Origin of the sequence: Edaphobacter sp. 12200R-103 (assembly GCF_010093025.1) — a bacterium.
Lineage (GTDB): Bacteria > Acidobacteriota > Terriglobia > Terriglobales > Acidobacteriaceae > Edaphobacter.
Genome location: NZ_CP048114.1, coordinates 1,560,365 through 1,578,644 on the forward strand (window position 1 = coordinate 1,560,365; position 18,280 = coordinate 1,578,644).

Below are 18,280 nucleotides of genomic sequence, written 5' to 3' on the forward strand. Positions count from 1 at the left end.
AGGGCAATGAGCGCATTTAAGGCTGTTGCGGAAGCAGCGATGTATTCCATCCTCCACCAAGCGCCTTGATCAGCAAAACGCTCGCCTCAAGACGGCGGCGTGTGATATCGATATCGTTGCGCTCATTCTGCAACAGCGCCGTCTGCCACGTAATCACTTGCAGATAGGTGTCGACCCCACCTTCGTAGCGAGTATTAAACAGATCCAGTGACTGCCGGGCCGACGACGTCGCCGCCTGTTGCTGGCCGGATTCAATCTCAAGTCCATGCAACGCATTCAGGCTGTCTTCTACCTGCTGAAATGCCGTGAGTGTCGTTTGCCTGTACGAAGCCACTGTACCGTCATAGTCCGCTCGGGCAATATCGCTGACAGAGCGTCTTCGTCCATGGTCGAATAGCGTCTGCGACAGCGTCGGTCCAACTGCAAAGAAGCGACTGGGCCATGTAAACCAATTCAGCGCCGATGTTCCTGTAAATCCTGCAGCAGCCGAAAGCGAAAGCGTCGGATAGAACGCAGCCTGCGCAATTCCAATCTGCTCGTTGGCAGCCGCCATGCGACGCTCAGCCGAAGCGATATCGGGCCGCCGTTCCAGCAGTTGCGAAGGAAGGACTCCGGGAATCTCCGGCATCGCCGGCCCGGCAACAGTAACCGGGCTGCGCGGCAGCGTAAACTGCGCAGGAGCCTTACCAATCAGCATCGCGATCGCGTGCTCATACTGTGCGCGCATGATGTCTACATCGGTCGCCTGCACCTGCGCGGTCTGCAGCTGTGTCCTCGCCTGCGTCACGTCCGACAGCGGAGCTGCGCCTCCTTCATAACGATCCTCCGTCAGCTGCAAGGCATCCTGAAAAGCCTTCACCGTCTCGTCCAGCAGCTTCCGCTGCCCATCGGCCGAGCGCAGATTGAAGTAGTCAATCGCAAGCTCCGCATGCAGTGACAGCCGCGTCGTCTCCAGATCCGCTGCCGATGCCTGTGCCTGCTCCCGCGACTGCGTAATGCTGCGACGAATCCTTCCCCACAAGTCAATCTCGTAGTTCAGATCGATCGGCAGGGTAAAGTCTCCCGTCCCGTTACTGGCAACAGACTTGTTGAAATACGGCTGATTGGTCGAGTTCCGAATCGCCCCTATACCCGGATTTGCCGAGACGGTAGGAGCAAGATCGGCCCGATAGAATCGAACCGCAGCGCGCGACGCGCGGAAGTTTGCCTCTGCCTCTTTCAAGGTCTGGTTCGCGGGATCCACCTGGGCTTCAAGCTCGTTCAATTGTGAATCGTTGAACAGCGTCCACCAGTCGCCCTTCAACTGGGCATCGCTGGGCTGCGCGATCTTCCATCCATCTGAAGCCTTGAAGTTACTCGGGAGAGCTTCTTTGAACTCCGGCGCCAGCGGCGCTGTGGGCCGAACGTACTCCGGGCCGACGCGGCAGCCGGAAATCAGAAAGGAAAGACTCCCCGCCAACGCAATCAGCGCTGATCGTGCACGATCTCTCATCGGCTTCCTTTCGCCTTACGGTTCACCCGCACCGGCGCTCCATTGGTCAGCGAATCCGAAGGATCCAGCACGATCTCATCCGATTCCGTAAGCCCCGACGTCACTTCAAGCGTACTGCCATAGTCGTGTCCAATCGTGATCGGCGTCAGCTGCACATGATCGTTGCGAACCACGGCCGCACGCAGCCCTTCGGAGCGGAACAGCAGTGTATTGGCGGGAATCGTAACCGTATTGCTTCCGCCAGGTATATGGAAGTGCACAAACACGTACGCTCCCGGCAGCAATGCGCCATCGTGATTGTCTACGTCCACTTCCACATTCAGCGTGCGGGTCGCGTGATCAATTGCATTTGCATTCCGTACAATCACACCCTGAATCTTCACGCTCGGATTCGAGTCCTGCGTCAGGTATGCCTTATCGCCGTTGTGAATCGAATCGGCATAGATCTCAGGGACCGAGGCATACACGCGCAGCTTTCCTGTCGCGGCCAGATGAAAGAGTTCGCGAGGATTCGTCGAGCCGGAGCCTGCCGTGATCAGGTCGCCTATATCCGTATTGCGAACGGTAATCACGCCATCGAACGGAGCGATGATCTTCTCATAACTCTGCAGTTGCTCCAGGCGCCGTACGTTCGCCTTGCTGGCATCTACGGCGGCCTGCGCAGCAATGTAGTTACTGCGTGCCTGGTCGGCCTCCTGCTGCGAGACAGCGTGTTTGGCCAGCAGGCTCTGCCAACGATTGCTCGTCACACCAGCCAGCTGCATATTGGCCTCAATCCTCTCCAGCTCGGCCCTCGACTGCTGCAGCTGCTGATCGACCTCAGGGGTTTCAATCTCAGCCAGCAACTGTCCTTTACGCACCCGCGAGCCAATGTCGAAGTACCACTTCTTCAGGTAGCCATTCGTGCGCGAATAGATCGGCGTTTCGGTAAACGCCTGCACATTGCCCGGAAGGATCAGCTCCTGCGCGGCCGACCCAGTTTGTGGATGCGTCACATTCACGGTGGGAATTGCAGCTTCATCGGTCGCCTTTGCAAGCTCCTTCTCCTGCGAGGAGCGCACACGGACCCCATACACAATCGCCGCCATCAACGCTATAGCAAATAAAATGCCGATTACCTTGCCGCTGCCGGGACCGCCTTCAGGCGGATTACTCGAAGCCTCCTCGCGATGAGCCGGGACGACATCCGTCTGTGCCGAATCCGTCGTCTGTTCTACGGGCATACCTTCCTCCAGGTTCTTTCCACCGTTGTGGCTCATGCGTGCTCCTTCACCAGCCGTTTGCGCTCGCGGCTTCTCCGACGCCCTTCACTTCCGTGAATCAGTGCAAACACGCTTGGAACAAACACCAGGGTCGCGACCGTGGCACACAATAGTCCACCAATCACTGCTCTACCCAGCGGCGCGTTCTGCTCACCGCCGTCACCCATCCCCAACGCCATAGGAACCATGCCGATAATCATCGCCAGGGCCGTCATAATGACCGGGCGAAAACGCGTCGTCCCAGCCTCGATGGCGGCCCTGATCGCATTGTCATGCTCCTCCAGCTGCGTCTTGGCAAACGAGATCACCAGGATGCTGTTCGCCGTCGCTACGCCCATGCACATAATGGCTCCCATCAGAGCAGGAACGCTCAGGGTGGTCCCTGTCAGAAACAGAAATAGAATGATGCCCGCAAGCGCCGCCGGAAGAGCCGTAATGATGATGAATGGATCGGTCCAGCTCTGGAAGTTCACAACGATCAACAGGTAGACCAGGACGATCGAGAAGAAGAGTCCGCCAATCAGCCCGATATATGAAGCCCGCATCGTCTCCACCTGGCCTTTCAGGGTGATGAAGGTGCCGCGCGGAAGGTCCTTTCTATTCTTATCGAGAATCTTCTGGATGTCTCTGCTCACGGCTCCAAGGTCGCGGCCCTGCACATTGCCATAGATATCGACAACGCGGCGCAGGTTGACCTGGTTGATCACCGACATCTCATGACCGCGCTTAACCGTCGCAAGATTGGCAAGGATTGCCGGCGCCGTCGAGCTGCCCGGAGGGCCGGCCGTCGTGCGGTTGATCGGGATATTGCTCAGGTCCTGGATCGAGGACATCTTGTACTGCGGCGTCTGGGCCACGATGAAGTAGTTAATGTGGTTTCTCCAGTTCAAAAAGAACATTGGAGTAACTTGGAAACTTCCGCTCAGCGTATTCAGAACACTGGTCGCGACGTCACGCTCCGTATAGCCGCCCTGCGCCGCCTTGGTCCGGTCGACATTCAGATCCAGGGTGGGATAGTTGAATGGCTGCTGGATACGGAGGTCCGTCAGTCCGGGGACGGTACGCAGCTGGGCCAGAATCTTGTCTGCCTGCTCTTTACTTGCCTCGACGTCGTTGCCCTCCAATTGAACATCGATCGGCGCAGGCAGGCCGAAGTTCAGAATTTGTGTCGTAATGTCCGCCGGAAGCATGTAGAAGGTGGCATTCGGGAACTTGCGCGGCAGCGTATCTCTTAGCACGCGAATGTAACGCTCCGTCGGATGATGATGCTCCTTCAACGTCACCATCACATCGCCGTCGCTTGCCCCTATTGTCCCGTTCGTCAGATGCTGTGTATTCATCGGGCTGTACGGCAGTCCAATGTTGTCCAGGATATTGTCGATCTCGTCCGCGGGAATCTCCCGCCGGATCTCATCCTCGACCAAGTCAAACAGCCTGGCCGTCTCTTCGATACGCAGCCCCGGCGTACCGCGGACATGGAGGATAAACTGACCGCTGTCCGTGTCCGGAAAGAAGTCTTCTCCCATGAACGGAACCAGTAAAAACGCTGCAAGACAGGCCAGCAGAAATGCAGGAACGAAGGCTCTCCTCTTCGCCACCAGCCTCGCCAGCAATCCGTGGTATCCCGAACGGATCCGCTCAAAACCATATTCGAACGCACGCTGGAAACGGGCAAAGAAACCGTTGCCCGGCATCACATGGCTGTGCTCACGCAGCAGAAACATCGCAAGCGTTGGGACCAGCGTACGGCTGAGGACATAGCTGGCCAGCATGGCGAAGACGACTGCCTCAGCCAGCGGAACGAACAGGTACCGCGCTACGCCGCCCAGGAAGAACATCGGAAGAAACACGATGCAGATGCAGAGCGTCGAGACGAGTGCAGGCACGGAGATCTGCGCCGCCCCTTCCAGAATTGCCTCGCGCAGCGGAAATCCCTCCTCTAGAAATCGCTCGATGTTCTCAATCGTGACCGTGGCGTCGTCCACCAGAATTCCTACTGCCAGTGCAAGGCCGCCCAGCGTCATCGTGTTGATCGTCTCGCCCATCAGGCTTAGAACAATCACCGACGTAAGAATCGACAGAGGGATCGAGACCGCAATGATCAGCGTCGAGCGCCAGCTTCCCAGAAACACCAGGATCATGATCGCCGTCAGGACGGCGGCAATCACCGCCTCTCGAATGACGCCCTCAACTGCTCCACGCACAAAGATGCTCTGGTCCGACAGCAGAGTCATCTTCAGCTCCGGAGGCACCGTGGCCGCCGCATGCGGCAGCACATCCCTGACGCCCTTCACCACATCCAGCGTAGAGGCGTTTCCGTTCTTCAGGATGGAGATCAGCACGCCGCGCCGGCCATCCTGTCGAACCACATTCGTCTGGACCTGAAAACCGTCGCTTACGCTCGCGACATCCCGCAGATAGATCGTCGTCCCGTTTACCTGTTTCACCGGAATCCGCGAAAGTTCCTCTACCGTGCGCGGAGTACCGTTAGTACGGACGTCATACTCCGTCTGGCCAATTTTGATGGTCCCCGACGGAGTCACCACATTCTGCTGCCCAACGGCGTTCAGCAGGTCTGCCGGAGCAACTCCCTTGGACTGCATCGCCGCCGGATCCATCGCAATATTGACCTGACGCTGCTTGCCTCCATAGGGCAGAGGAATCACCGTACCCGGTACGGTCACCAGCTGCGGACGAATGAAGTTGGCTGCATAATCGTTCAGCTGCGACTCCGACAGCCCCTGTCCAGAAACGCCAATCTGCAGAATCGGCACACTCGAAGCCGAGAAGTTGATAATCTCCGGTGGCAGTGTTCCCGGAGGCAGTTGCCGCAGCATGTACTGCGAAGCAGCCGTCACCTGTGCGTTCGCCGTATCCAGCGAAGCGCCCGGCTGCAGGAAGATCTTGACCACCGCGACCCCGTTATAGGTCGTCGATTCGATGTGCTGAATATTGTCGACAAGGCTGGTCAGCGCCTTCTCGTACGGGGTGGTGAGGCGCCCCTCCATCTCCTCCGGATTCAACCCCGTATACTGCCAGCCCACCGAGATGACCGGGATATTGATATTGGGAAAGATATCCGTCGGCGTCCGCAGAATGGCCACAGGCGCAGCAATGAGGATCAATAGCGCGAGGACTATGAACGTATACGGCCGATTCAGCGCAACTTTAACAATCCACATCTGTTTTGGACGCCTCTTTTACTCGGAAGCGGGAAAAATCTTCCAGCTTCTATATTGATTCTTTGGTCTGACAATTGTCGCGTAGTTCTTTCCGGCACCATCTATCGGAAAAACCGATATCATGACCTAATGGAGCTGCGCCACCTTCGTTACCTCGTCGCCGCCGCAGAAAACGGCAGCTTCAGCGGAGCCGCCCGCCGGCTCCACGTCGCCCAATCCGCCATCAGCGAACAGCTCTCAGACCTCGAGCAGGAGATCGGCGTCCAGCTCTTCACCCGCTCGTCCAGAAAGACCAGCCTCACCCCCGCCGGAGAGCTCTTCCTCGCCGAAGCGCGGCAGATCCTGGCGGATGCCGACCACGCCGTAGAGACCGCGCGCCGCGCCCAGCGTGGCGAGATCGGCTCCCTCAGCATCGGCTTCTTCGCCGGCAGCGTAGGGGTCAACTTCCCCCGGCTCATCCGTTCCTTCCGCAAGCAGCATCCCGGCGTACGCCTCTCCATGGTGGAGATGACCTCCACCCGTCAGTGGCAGGCCCTTGTCACCGGAGAGATCGACGTGGGCTTTACCCGTCGCGTCGAACCCGAGTTCCGCACCGACCTCATCTCCGAGATCCTCCATCAGGATCCCATCGTCGCTATCGTTCCCAAGGGGCACCCCGTCGCGCCCGGCCCCGTCGACCTCCGCGATCTCGCAAGCGAGCCCTTCGTGCTCTCCTCCCGCGATACCTCGCCTGCCGTCTTCGATAAGGTCATCGAACTCTGCTCCGAGGCTGGCTTCTCCCCGCGCATCGCCAGCATCTCCAGTGTCTGGTCCAGTGTCGCCGTGATGGTACAGGCTGGCGAGGGGATCGCTTTGCTCCCTCTCAACCAGCAACAGTCACGTACACGCGATCTCGCCTTTTGCCCCTTGCTCGCCAAGGACGCCTTCGTCGATTTTGTGATGACATGGTCGCCACAGCACGACAGCGACCTGAATCGCAGCTTCCGTCTACTGGCAAAGACGCATTCCACCGGACCTGGAATGCGTCCCTATTAGCCCGCCGACAAGCGCCGCAACGCCCTACTGCCCCGTCTGGTAACGAATCGCAGCCAGCGACCGCTGGTAGTCATATCGCGCGTTCGTGTTGCCGATCTCTGCCGATGTCTGGGCCAGCTGCGCCTGGCTCAACTCGACAATACTGCTCAGCCCCAGCTTGTACCGTGTCTGCGCCAGATCGAGCGCCTGATTGGCCTGATTTAGAAGCTTGGCCGTCACGCCAATCTTCTGGTACGCCGATTGCGCAGCCAGCCAAGACACCCTGACATCTCGCGCGATCGTGTTCCGCAACGCACGAACCTGCTCCTGCGCCGCGCTGGCCCGGTAATCCGCTTCTTTTGCCCGGGCCGAATACAGTCCGCCATTGAACACAGGAATATTAATGTTCACCCCGGCTGCTCCATACCAGTTCGATGTAATCGCATCCGACCGCACCGGCGCTCCTCCGGCATCCGCCAAAGCGGAGATCGTAGGACGCCACAGCTCGTGTTCCGCCTTCCGATATTTCTCCGCCGCCTGTTGCTGCTCATTTAAAGCAGCAAGATCGGGCCGCGATTGGAAGGCCAGCATCGTCAGCGAATCGATATCCTGCACAGGAGCCTTCGATTGGCCCATACGATCCACCAGCTGAAAATTCTGCTGGCGCTCATACCCAAGCACATTGCTCAAATCTGCGAACGCCGCATCCTCTTCATTCTGCGCGTCGAGCAGAAGCACCTGGGCCTGGTTCAGATTTACCTCGGCAAAGCTTTCATCCAGCGTCGATTTCAACTTCGCATTCGCCAAAGAGCCAACCAGGTTCGCCGTATCCTGTCGAAACGACACTGTCTTCTTCGCTACGTTCACGACCGATTGGGCGGCCAGCGCGCGATAAAACGCCTGATCGACAGCCAGCTTGATATCCGCCTCGGTCGCAAGCTCGCTCGACTGCTGGGCCCGTGCATTCAGTGCCGCACTGCTCACCAGATTTCGTGTACGGCCGAAATCCGTGATCAATTGGCTCACGGAGACTCCCCCCGCCGCTCTCGTATACAGAACCGGATTGTTCAGCACGCCTGCCGTAAGCCGCCCGCCATCGTGCGCGTCGACCGCAGTCAGGCTGCCGGTTACTGTAGGAAGCTCCGCTGCCTTTGCCTGCCGCGTTACCTCTCCTTCGGCCAGCGCCAGTAGCTTCGCTGTAGAAATCTGCGGATGATTCTTGATTGCAATCGCTTCGGCATCGGCCACCGTCAGCTTCACGGGAGCAGGAGTACCACCGGTACCCTGTCCCCAGCCCGAAGCGCCTGCACCCGACAGAAGAACTCCCGTAACAACAACCGTTCTAAACCTGTTCACGGGCTTCCTCCTGCTGCTGCTGTAAAGCTCCATCTTTCTGCTCCTCTTTGCGATGCACCAGCAGATAAGCCGCTGGAACGACGAAGACCGTCACAATGACCGATACGGAAAGCCCTCCAATGATGGCTCGTGCCAGCGGTGCATACTGCTCGCTGCCTGCCTCGAGCGCAAGCGCCATCGGAACCATGCCCAGAATCGTCGCCAGCGAGGTCATCAGCACCGGACGCAGACGCACCCGGCACGCCATTCCCACAGCCTCTTCGATCGGCATTCCTTCTCCTCGCAGCGTGCGTGTGAACTCGACGATCAGAATCGAGTTCGAGACCACGATGCCGGTCATCATGATCACTCCCATCAGCGACATCACGTTCAGCGTCGTGTGTGTAACCAGAAGGAAGACGATCACCCCCGTAATGCCCGGTGGAACCGCCAGAAGAATAATCAGAGGATCGACGAACGACGCAAACTGAGCCATCAGGATCAGGTAAACCAGCACGATCGACAGGATCAGTCCGATGCCGAAGCTCTTGAAAGACTGCCGCATCCCCTCGACGGAGCCGCGCACTGCCACCCGGACTGTGTCCGGAATATGCTCGTTCGCAATCACCTTGTCGACGCGGCTTGCAACGCCTCCCAGGTCTTCGCTCGAAGGCGACACGTACACATCGATCACGCGACGCAACTGGTAGTGATCCACCTCGGTCGGGGTATCGATGTACTTTACGCTGGCCGCCTCACCCAGCGTGGTCACGCTCTTCCCATCCTTCGACCGCAATGGAATCTGTTGGAAATCCGTCATCGACTTCACCTGCGTGTCCGGATACTGCACCGTCAACAGGTAGTTATTTCCGCTCTTCGGATCGACCCAGTAACTCGGAGCGATCATGCCATTCGAGCTCAGTGCCGTGATGACGTTGTCTACCACTTCTCTCGGCGTCAGACCCAGCTTGGCCGTCATCTCTCGATTTACATTGAGCTGAATCCCCGGATAGTCCAGATCCTGCGGAATCAGCACGTCGCTCACACCCTTCAGCCCCTTGATCTTCTTCGCCAGATCTGTGGCTGTCCGATAGGCCTCGCCCATATTGCTTCCGCCAACCTGAATGTCGATTGGAGCCGGCAATCCAAGATTGACGACCGCATCCACCAGGCCGCCGGTCTGGAAGTACGTCGATAGCTCTGGAAGATCATCGTGTAGCTTTGCGCGCACCCGGTTCATATACTCAAAGCTGCTGACCTCGTGTTCCTTCTTCAGGCTGACCTGCACAAATGCCGTGTGCTGTCCGGAGTTGCTGGTGTAGATTGCCGAAAAATCCGGGGTGATGCCGATGTTCGACACGATCATGCCAAGGTCCTTCGCCGGAACCACGGCGCGGATATCCTTCTCCACACGCGCGATGTACTGGTCCGTTACCTCCAGCCGCGTGCCCGTCGGAGCCTTCACGTTGATGACAAACTGTCCTGGATCGGTTCGCGGAAAGAACGCCAGCCCAAGAAACGGATACAGGCCAAGGCTGAAGAAGAAGACGCCCACCACGCTCAGCACAACCGCTGCAGGGCGTAGCAGGCTTCGCCGTACCAGGATGTCGTACTGCATCAGCCCCCGGTCATAGCGGCGGTTGAACCAGCGGACAAACCTTTGGAAGGGATTGCCCCCCTCGTGGTGCCCAGCCTCATGATGCGCATTCTTCAGAAACTTTGCGCAGAAAAGCGGAACCACCGTCATCGCCACCACAAACGAAGCGAACAACGACAGAACCACCGATAGCGCCAGCGCTATAAACAGAAACCGGCTGACACCATAAAGGAAGACCACCGGGAAGAACACAATCGCCGTGGTAAACGTCGCCGCCAGTACCGGCAGTGCAACCTCGCGGCCCCCCTCTTCGGCAGCCTGCTCGGCGGGTTTGCCCATCTCCATATGGCGGAAGATATTCTCCAGCACGACGACCGAGTTATCGATCAACCGGGAGAACGCCAGCGCCAGTCCGCCCAGCACCATGCTGTTGATGGTTCCTCCCCCCATATTCAGCGCGAGAAATGCCGCCAGCGCCGAGAGCGGAATCGAGAGCATGACGGCAACCGTCGCGCGAAAATTCCCCAGGAAGACGAGAATCATCATCGCCGTCAACACCAGGCCGATGGCGCCCTCGCTCCCCAGGTTTGTGATGGCTGTCTTTACAAACTCCGACTGGTCGAACACCACCTTCGTGACCAGCGTTTTGGGCACGTCCAGCAGCTTGCCGATAGCAGCTCGAACTCCGTTGACGACCGCGATTGTGCTTCCACCACCGCCCTGCTTCAGAATCGGCAGATAGACCGAGTGCTGTCCGTCCACGCGCACGATATTGGTCTGAATGGCCGAAGCGTCCTTTGCCGTACCAATATCTGAGACCAGCAGCTGCCCATTTCCCACGCTTCGCAGTGGCATGCGGTTGATGTCCGCTGTCGTCGGAGCCTGGGCGTTGGTATAGATATTGAAGTCCTTCGGCCCAATGCGAACGTCACCGGAAGGCAGAATCGCGTTCGACTCGTTCACCGACCGAACCACATCCATCAGACTCAACTGGTTTGCCTGCAGCTTCACCGGGTCTACATAGACCTGGATCTGCCGGTACTTTCCTCCGAACGGCTGCGGAACCGAAGCTCCGGGCACGCTGGCGATCTGATTACGGACGGTGTACTGACCCAGGTCGTGCAGTTCCGTCTCATTTAACCCTTGGCCCTTCAGCGTAATCAGACACACAGGGAGACTTGATGCGTCGAACTTCAGTACTACCGGCGGCAGCGTACCGGGTGGCAGACGGCGCAACTGCGCCATCGCCAGATTCGATATCGTGCCCACCGCCGCATCCGGATTCGTCCCCGGCTGAAAGTACACCTTGATCAGGCTGACGCCTGTTAGCGACCGTGACTCAATGTGATCGATGCCGCTTCCCAGAGTGAAGAAGCGCTCAAACGGGTTCGTAATGCTCGCCTCAATCTGCTCCGGAGGCATCCCGTTATAAAACGTCGCAACGACAACAACAGGAATATTGATATCTGGAAATAGGTCCACCGGCATGCGCGCCACCGTCACCGAACCGACCACGGCGACGATCAGGCACATCATGATGATGAAGAACGGATAGCGTATCGAAAATCCTGACATTCGCTACTCCTCCTTCCCGCTGCCCGCCATGGCGCTCGCCCGCGGATTCACCTTCTGCCCAGGCTCATACGAGGCGAGATTGCCCACAATCACCTGCTCTCCCTGGTGAACGCCATCCAGAATCTGTACCTTGTCCGGAGTCGTCAGCCCCACTCGCACCGCCCTCCGCTGCACTTCATTGCTTCCGTCGACCACCAGCACCGACGTTCCGTTCGACCCTTGATCCAGCGCCTGCACCGGAATCGTCAGCGCACTCGGATTCCCTGCAATCTGCAGCGTCACATCTGCGTACATCCCCGGGGTCAGCTTCGACTTCGGATTCGGCACGTCTACTTCCACCTGCAGGCTTCGCGTCGCGCGGTCCAACGCTCCCGTCGTCCGCACTACCTTGCCCGTAAAGTGGTCGCCTGTCGCCTGCACTTGAACGTCGGCTGTGTCGCCCTCACGCACATAACCTGCCAGCGACTCCGGAACCGGAATGCGCAAGCGCAGCACCTTCACTTCGGCGACTTTCACCACAGGCATCGATCCTGCATTCGAGGTCCCTGCCTGAATCAGGGCTCCCGTATCGGCGTACCGCCACGTCACAATCCCATCGAACGGCGCCGTAATCCGCGAGTAGCTCGCGAGCGATGAGTAGTGCAGATGCTCAGCCCTGGCGACATCCGCCTGTTGCTGCTGGGCTGCCACGGTAGCCTTGGCGACGGCCACCTGCGCCTCCGATGCGGCGTCTTTCGCCTCGGCATCGTCGATCTCTTGCTGGGCAATCATTCCCGGCCGGGCCGCTGCAGCCTGCTTCAGACGTTCGGCAGCGATATGCAGCGCATTGTGATCGGCCTCGGCCCGCGCCACCTGGCTCTTGGCAAGTGCAATCTCTTCCTGGCTGTGCCGTATCCCGGCCTCGGCGCCTGAGACCTGCGCCGTAAGCTCGGGAATTTCAAGCGTCGCCAGCACCTGTCCTTTGCGGACCCTGTCGCCAATGTCGACATTGATCTTCCGGATATACCCTGCGACCTTGGCGTGCAGTTCTACCTCCTGAAAAGGAATAAACTCGCCCGCGACCGTCAGGTTCTTCGTCAGCGCTTGGCGCATCACCGGCACAACCGCAACCCGGGGCGTCGTAGCCGCCTCCGCCGTATTTCCGTCTTCACTCTTCTTGCACCCCGCAACAGCTCCCACCAACAAGGCGGCACAAACACAAGGCAGCGCACACCGCCGAGCACACCAGGACCAGTCCATAGCCAACTCACTCACATTTCGTTTTAGAGGTGGAACTGCATCTGTCGGCATCCAGACAGAGACACGCCTCCGCCAGAGGAACCGATAACCCGTTTAAAAAGAAGAAATTAACGGACTGGGGGTGCTCGGAACTGCGAGATTCGGGCGAACCTCGCGCGGCGGACCGCAAACGCAGTCTCGCATTCCATCCACTCACCCGTGGGTCGAAACTCCAGCATGTGCTGTGCCGCGACCACAAACAACAACAACGAAGCGATGCTCGCCACGATTCCCGCGGCCATTCCTGAATCTTCCGGCGCTGACAGCATGGCGGCAGCAATCTTCGCCTCATGTTGCCACATCTTGCTCGAGGACAACGTCCTTACCGGCATTCCGATGCTCTTCGGCTGATACCACGAGAGCTTCGCCGCGAACGCGAACACAAGAACCAGCAGGCACAGCGCTATTCCAGCCCCGCGCGCCCATTGCTCCTGTTTCGTTCTGCCGAAGTCCAGAATCATCTCCATCCACCATACCATCGGGGTACAGCGGAACACTCTATCTATCTTGGACGCAGACCTTCATGACAGTGTTAGCCGCTCCCATCCCGGCGACACCGTGATACTCTTCCCGGCAAGGTCGCTGACATGTCCCTGACACGCAGACACTTCTGCTCCTGCCTCGCCTGCCACACAGCCACCCTGCTGCTTGCCCGCAATCTCTCCGCTCAGCCTTCGACCGGAACTCCCACCCGTCCCAACGTAGCCGGAATCGATCACGACCGCATCCTCTCCGCTGCCGATCATGCGCTCACCCAGCCGCCTGCCCCGCTCACCACCCTGCCCTCCCCAAACTCCCCGGGATCACCTCACGACTACTACTCTGAGCCCGGCACCTTCACCGCTCATCGTGACGCCCTTCTGTCGCTGGCCCATATCGTCCCAGCCCTCACCGCAGCTTATGTCCTCACCAAAGAGGAGCGTTACGCCAAGCACGCCGCCGCCCATCTTCACGCCTGGTTCGTCGCCCCTGATACCTCCATGACTCCCAACCTGGAATACGCCCAGGTCGTTCCGCCTGCAAAGACCGGCCGTCCCGAGGGTCTGGTTGAGGCCGTTCACCTGGCCGAGGTCGCGCAGAGCCTTCAATTTCTCTCCAACTCTGACGCGTTGTCCCCTGAAGATGGAGTAACCACCGTTAAGTGGTTTACCGGTTATCTCGATTGGCTCAACTCTTCACGCACCGCCGGGCTCGCCCGCGACATGCACGACCACAACGGCTCCTCCTGGCTCCTTCAGGCAGCCGCTTGTGCGCGACTGAATCTCAAGGACGATAGCCCGCTCACCACACTGCGCCACCAGTTCCGGTCTACAACCCTCCGCGCCCAGATCTCCTTCGATGGAACGTTTGCCCGCGAGCTCACAACTCCCAATCCTTACCGCAACAGCCTCTTCAATCTCGACATGCTCGCCGGCTGCTGCGAACTGCTCTCCACCCGGTTTGAGAGCGTCTGGGACTATGAGCTGCAGGACGGTCCCGGCATGCGCATTGCCATAGCAAAGCTATATCCGTTCATCGCCGACCGCAGATCGTGGCCGTACCGCGCCGACGCAAAATTCTTCAATGAGCTTCCCCTTCGGCGTCCCGCCCTTCTCTTCGCCGCCCGCGTCTATAGCCGTCCTGAATACGCCGAGACCTGGCGTACTCTTCCAGCCGATACTTCGAACCCCGAACTGGACCGCACCTTCCCCATCCGCCAGCCTCTCCTCTGGGTCACTCGTCCCCACCCATGATTCATTTTCACCGTGCATTAACGTAACCGCTAAACCTGCGCATTTTAGACACACCACCTGCTGAATAGTTCTGCTATTCATCGAAAACTAACGCGATTTTCATATGGCCCTCCAATACTCGACCGAAGAGGCCCAATGAAACCCCTACGTCTACTATTTATTCTGTTCGTACTTCTTTCCGAGAGTTTTGCCCAGACCAGCACAGGAAGTATCACCGGCTTCCTTACAGACCCATCAGGCTCCGCGCTCACTGACGCAAACGTCACCCTCACCGACGAGGGTACCGGTCGTCAGCGCACGACAAACACCAACAACTCCGGCCAGTTCACCCTCGTCCAGCTTCCGCCATCGACCTACACTCTGACGGTCTCCCACACCGGCTTCTCCACCCTTCAAGCCAAGGGGATTCTTCTCCAGGTAGGCCAGGAGATTAATCGCAACTTCACCCTCCGTGTAGAAAGCTCGCAGAGCACCATCACCGTAGAGTCCGGCACCACAGCTCTCGATACCGAGTCCGCAAGAATCGGAGGCAACGTCAGCGCGCGCGAGATCCAGGACCTACCCATTAACGGCCGCCAGATCTCTCAGCTCTACCTGCTTGTTCCCGGAGCAACCAACTCCGGCTCCGGAACCTTCGGTGACATCCGTTTTTCCGGTCGTGCAGTCGAACAGAACATTATCCGCCTCGACGGTATCGAAGCCACCTCAATCATCGACACGTCCCCGGGCAACCTGAACGGCGAGCTCGGCTCCCTCTTCCGCCTCCAGCAGTCCCTCGAGGCCGTTCAGGAGTTCCGTATCGACTCCTCCAGTTATCCCGCGGAGATGGGTACGGGAACCGGAGGACAGATCAGCTTCATCACCAGGTCCGGCAGCAACAATCTGCACGGCTCGGTCTTCGAGTATCTCCGCAACGACTTCTTTGACGCCCGCAACACCTTCAACCAGCGCGGCAAGGGCAATCCGAAGTTCCGCCTCAACCAGTTCGGCGGCTCCATTGGCGGTCCCATCTTCAAGGATAAGCTCTTCTTCTTCGGCAACTACGAAGGTCTGCGCCAGACTTGGGCAGCCCCCTATACCCAGGCCACCCTGTCCAACTACGCCCGTTCGCTGGTCTCTCCCAACAGCGCGGTTTATTCCCTGCTCGGCTCATTCCCTACTGACCCCAACCCGATCGTTCCCGGCGTTCTGCAGCAGACCGTAACCACCATCGGGGCCAATACCATCCAGGAAGACTTCGGCGCCGTTCGCTTCGACTATCACATCAACGACCGCTTCAGCATGTATGCGCGTTACAACCGCGACCAGGGCACCTCGTCGCAGATCCAGGACGCCTCACTCAGCAAGTTCGGCCAGGTTTCCGTTCCCCAGAACGGTGTTCTTGCCCTGACCCAGGTCTGGACGCCGCACATCTTCAACGAGACCAAGTTCGGCTACAACGGCATCTACATGCGCGTGCTCGGCATCCCCGGCCCCAGCCCGAACGCTGATCTCAGCCGCACCCGTATCGCCGTCGGCGGCCTGACGAACGTCGGCTCTCTCATTTCGCTCTCCAGCTCGTTCAACGGAGTCGGCGCGCCCTATACCGGCCAGACCTTCTCCTATATCGATAACCTCTCCGTCCTCAAGGGCAATCACAACCTGAAGTTCGGTGTGGAGATTCGTCCCGTCGGTCTCTATAACGACCAGATCGGCGGAACCACCTACACCTACCAGAACGTCTCCTCCTTCCTCTCCAACTCGCCCTCGCAGATCCAGTTCTACGGCGATCTCAGCGACAAGAGCCCCTTCACCGGTCTCAGCGGCAATGCCCATGTCAAGCAGGCCTATTACATCGGCTATGCCCAGGATGAGTGGAAGCTGCGTCCTAACCTGACCCTCAGCTACGGTCTGCGCTACGAGTTCTACTCGCCCCTGCATGAGACCCGCAACAAGGACGTCATCTTCGACATGGTCGCCGGAACCATCTATCCCAAGTACTCCGGTGACTGGTACAAGAGCAGCAAGACCAACTTCGGTCCCCGCCTCGCCCTTACCTGGGCTCCCAATACCCTGCACGGCGACACCGTCTTCCGCATTGGCGGCGGCGTCTTCTACGGACCAGGCCAGACCGAAGATCAGATCCAGCCCGAAGCCAACGACCGCGTCACCCGTACCTTCACCTCCGGCAAAGTCTACCCGATCAATCCGCAGGCTGACGTCTACGCGAACTACGACATCAACAGCCCCACCCTGGGCTACCAGCCGCGCGCTTATTCACCCAATTACCGGATTCCTGAGCGCGTCACCACCTACACTGCCTCCATCCAGCAGAGGCTGCCGGGCGATATGCAGCTGATGGTTGGATACGTTGGCTCGACCGGACGCAATCTCTTTATGCGTTCTGTCACCAACCTCATTACCAGGGCAACTACCAATCCCACGACCGGTGCTGGAACGGCAGTCCGCGAGTTCGGCGGCCGTTTTGCCGAGGTCGACTACAAGACTTCGGGCGGTACGGATATGTACAACGCTCTGCAGACCCAGCTTGTGCGCCGATTCACCAAGGGGCTATCCCTTGGTGCGCAGTACACCTGGGCCAAGGAGCTTGGAACCTCCTCGGGATCGAACGAAGCCAATACCTCTCAGGCTCCCATTCAGGTCTTCGGGGCCAGGCCGGAGTATGGCCGTGGCAACTTTGACATTCGCCACAGCCTCAACGTCAATCTGCTGTATGACCTCCCCTTCGGCCACGGCAGGACCTTCAGCTTCTCCGGTCCGATGGACGTGCTCGCAGGCGGATGGCAGATCGGCGGCATCACAAACTTCCGCAGTGGCCTGCCGATCGATGTCCTGATCACGCGGCCCGATCTTGCCTATGTCGGCAATCCCGGAACCTCCATCGCAGGACAGGTCTTCGGCTCGCCCGTTGTAACCAATGGAGTCGTCCAGACCACTGCCGTCGTCAACGTCCCCGGAGGCGGAAACAGCCGTAACGTCCGTCGTCCCGACATCGTCCCCGGAGTCAACCCCTACCTGAAGAATGGATACAACTACCTGAATCCGGCGGCCTTTACGACACCAGCGCCGGGAACCTTCGGAAACTTCCGGCGTAACAACCTCAGCGGTCCTAATCTCGCTCAACTCGACCTGACGCTCTCAAAACAGTTCCACCTTACCGAGCGCGCCAACATCGAATTCCGTTCGGAGATCTACAACGTCCTCAACCACCCCAACTTCGCCAACCCCGGCAACGTGCGCCTGAACCAGACGCTCACTTCAGCCAGCCAGCCCGGCAATGCCTTCACCCAGTCCCTGGCAGGCTCATCGTGGGGCGTAAAGTCGGCAACCGTTGGCAACCAGGTGGGCATCGGAGCGAACCGTCAGATTCAGCTGTCACTCCGCGCCAGTTTCTAAACGAAACCAACGTAGACAGGAAGGCCGCTGCCGAGTGCAGCGGCCTTCCTTTTTGTACCGAATAGCCTGTCAAAACCCCGCTCTCGATTGCCCCGAAATCCTAAATTTCGTCTCCGGGCGATTTGCCGGAGATTCCTCCACTCCTCCATCGAATGGAGGATGTGCAACATCGCTCAGCCTATTGAAAATTCACCTGCTATCGGGAACGTCTCCCCGGTTCCCCTGCTGTGGGTGAGCGGGGATTATGTGCCTATCCGAATTTAATCCGGACCGCAGAAGCAGTTTGTCTGGCAAAGGACGAGTTTTTCACATTTTTGGCTCCGCGGGAGCTCAATTATTTATTTGACACAGCCACCCCGACCTCTATATTTTTTTGCTCGCGTAATAAATGCCAATTCATCTTTGAAATGGTGCCG

10 protein-coding genes are annotated in these 18,280 nt (G+C 58.7%); 3 read left to right on the plus strand and 7 right to left on the minus strand.

Annotated features, from left to right (window positions below; translation table 11 throughout):
- Positions 1–16 precede the first annotated feature (16 nt).
- From GWR55_RS06445 to GWR55_RS06455, 3 genes are read right to left on the minus strand one after another with little or no spacing between them, the layout of a single operon-like run.
- On the minus strand, positions 17–1,492 hold the full coding sequence (locus GWR55_RS06445; protein WP_162401530.1) for an efflux transporter outer membrane subunit: 1,476 nt from the start codon (positions 1,490–1,492) through the stop codon (positions 17–19).
- Positions 1,489–2,751, minus strand: coding sequence for an efflux RND transporter periplasmic adaptor subunit (locus GWR55_RS06450; protein ID WP_238398686.1), 1,263 nt, complete (start codon positions 2,749–2,751; stop codon positions 1,489–1,491). The genes GWR55_RS06445 and GWR55_RS06450 overlap by 4 nt, the downstream gene beginning before the upstream one ends.
- Complete coding sequence (locus GWR55_RS06455; RefSeq protein ID WP_162401531.1) at positions 2,748–5,936, minus strand: efflux RND transporter permease subunit; 3,189 nt, start codon at positions 5,934–5,936, stop codon at positions 2,748–2,750. Before GWR55_RS06455 ends, GWR55_RS06450 begins: the two co-directional genes overlap by 4 nt.
- Before the next feature lie 129 nt (positions 5,937–6,065).
- Here GWR55_RS06455 and GWR55_RS06460 point away from each other — a divergent pair, with 129 nt between their 5' ends.
- The gene (locus tag GWR55_RS06460; RefSeq protein WP_162401532.1) at positions 6,066–6,971 is read left to right on the plus strand and encodes a LysR family transcriptional regulator; all 906 of its coding nucleotides are present in this window, start codon (positions 6,066–6,068) and stop codon (positions 6,969–6,971) included.
- A 24-nt stretch (positions 6,972–6,995) separates the two neighbouring features.
- Here the strand turns inward: GWR55_RS06460 and GWR55_RS06465 are convergent, their stop codons facing one another.
- The 4 genes from GWR55_RS06465 to GWR55_RS06480 form a co-directional block, all read right to left on the minus strand.
- Positions 6,996–8,306, minus strand: coding sequence for a TolC family protein (locus tag GWR55_RS06465; RefSeq protein ID WP_238398687.1), 1,311 nt, complete (start codon positions 8,304–8,306; stop codon positions 6,996–6,998).
- A complete protein-coding gene (locus tag GWR55_RS06470) occupies positions 8,293–11,457 on the minus strand; it encodes an efflux RND transporter permease subunit (protein ID WP_162401534.1) in 3,165 nt (1,054 codons plus the stop codon). Before GWR55_RS06470 ends, GWR55_RS06465 begins: the two co-directional genes overlap by 14 nt.
- 3 nt (positions 11,458–11,460) lie before the next feature.
- On the minus strand, positions 11,461–12,636 hold the full coding sequence (locus tag GWR55_RS06475) for an efflux RND transporter periplasmic adaptor subunit (RefSeq protein WP_162401535.1): 1,176 nt from the start codon (positions 12,634–12,636) through the stop codon (positions 11,461–11,463).
- Between the two features lie 167 nt (positions 12,637–12,803).
- On the minus strand, positions 12,804–13,214 hold the full coding sequence (locus tag GWR55_RS06480; RefSeq protein ID WP_162401536.1) for a hypothetical protein: 411 nt from the start codon (positions 13,212–13,214) through the stop codon (positions 12,804–12,806).
- Positions 13,215–13,322: 108 nt separating this feature from the next.
- Here GWR55_RS06480 and GWR55_RS06485 point away from each other — a divergent pair, with 108 nt between their 5' ends.
- On the plus strand, positions 13,323–14,468 hold the full coding sequence (locus GWR55_RS06485; protein WP_162401537.1) for an alginate lyase family protein: 1,146 nt from the start codon (positions 13,323–13,325) through the stop codon (positions 14,466–14,468).
- Between the two features lie 135 nt (positions 14,469–14,603).
- A complete protein-coding gene (locus GWR55_RS06490) occupies positions 14,604–17,864 on the plus strand; it encodes a TonB-dependent receptor (RefSeq protein WP_162401538.1) in 3,261 nt (1,086 codons plus the stop codon).
- Positions 17,865–18,280 lie beyond the last annotated feature (416 nt).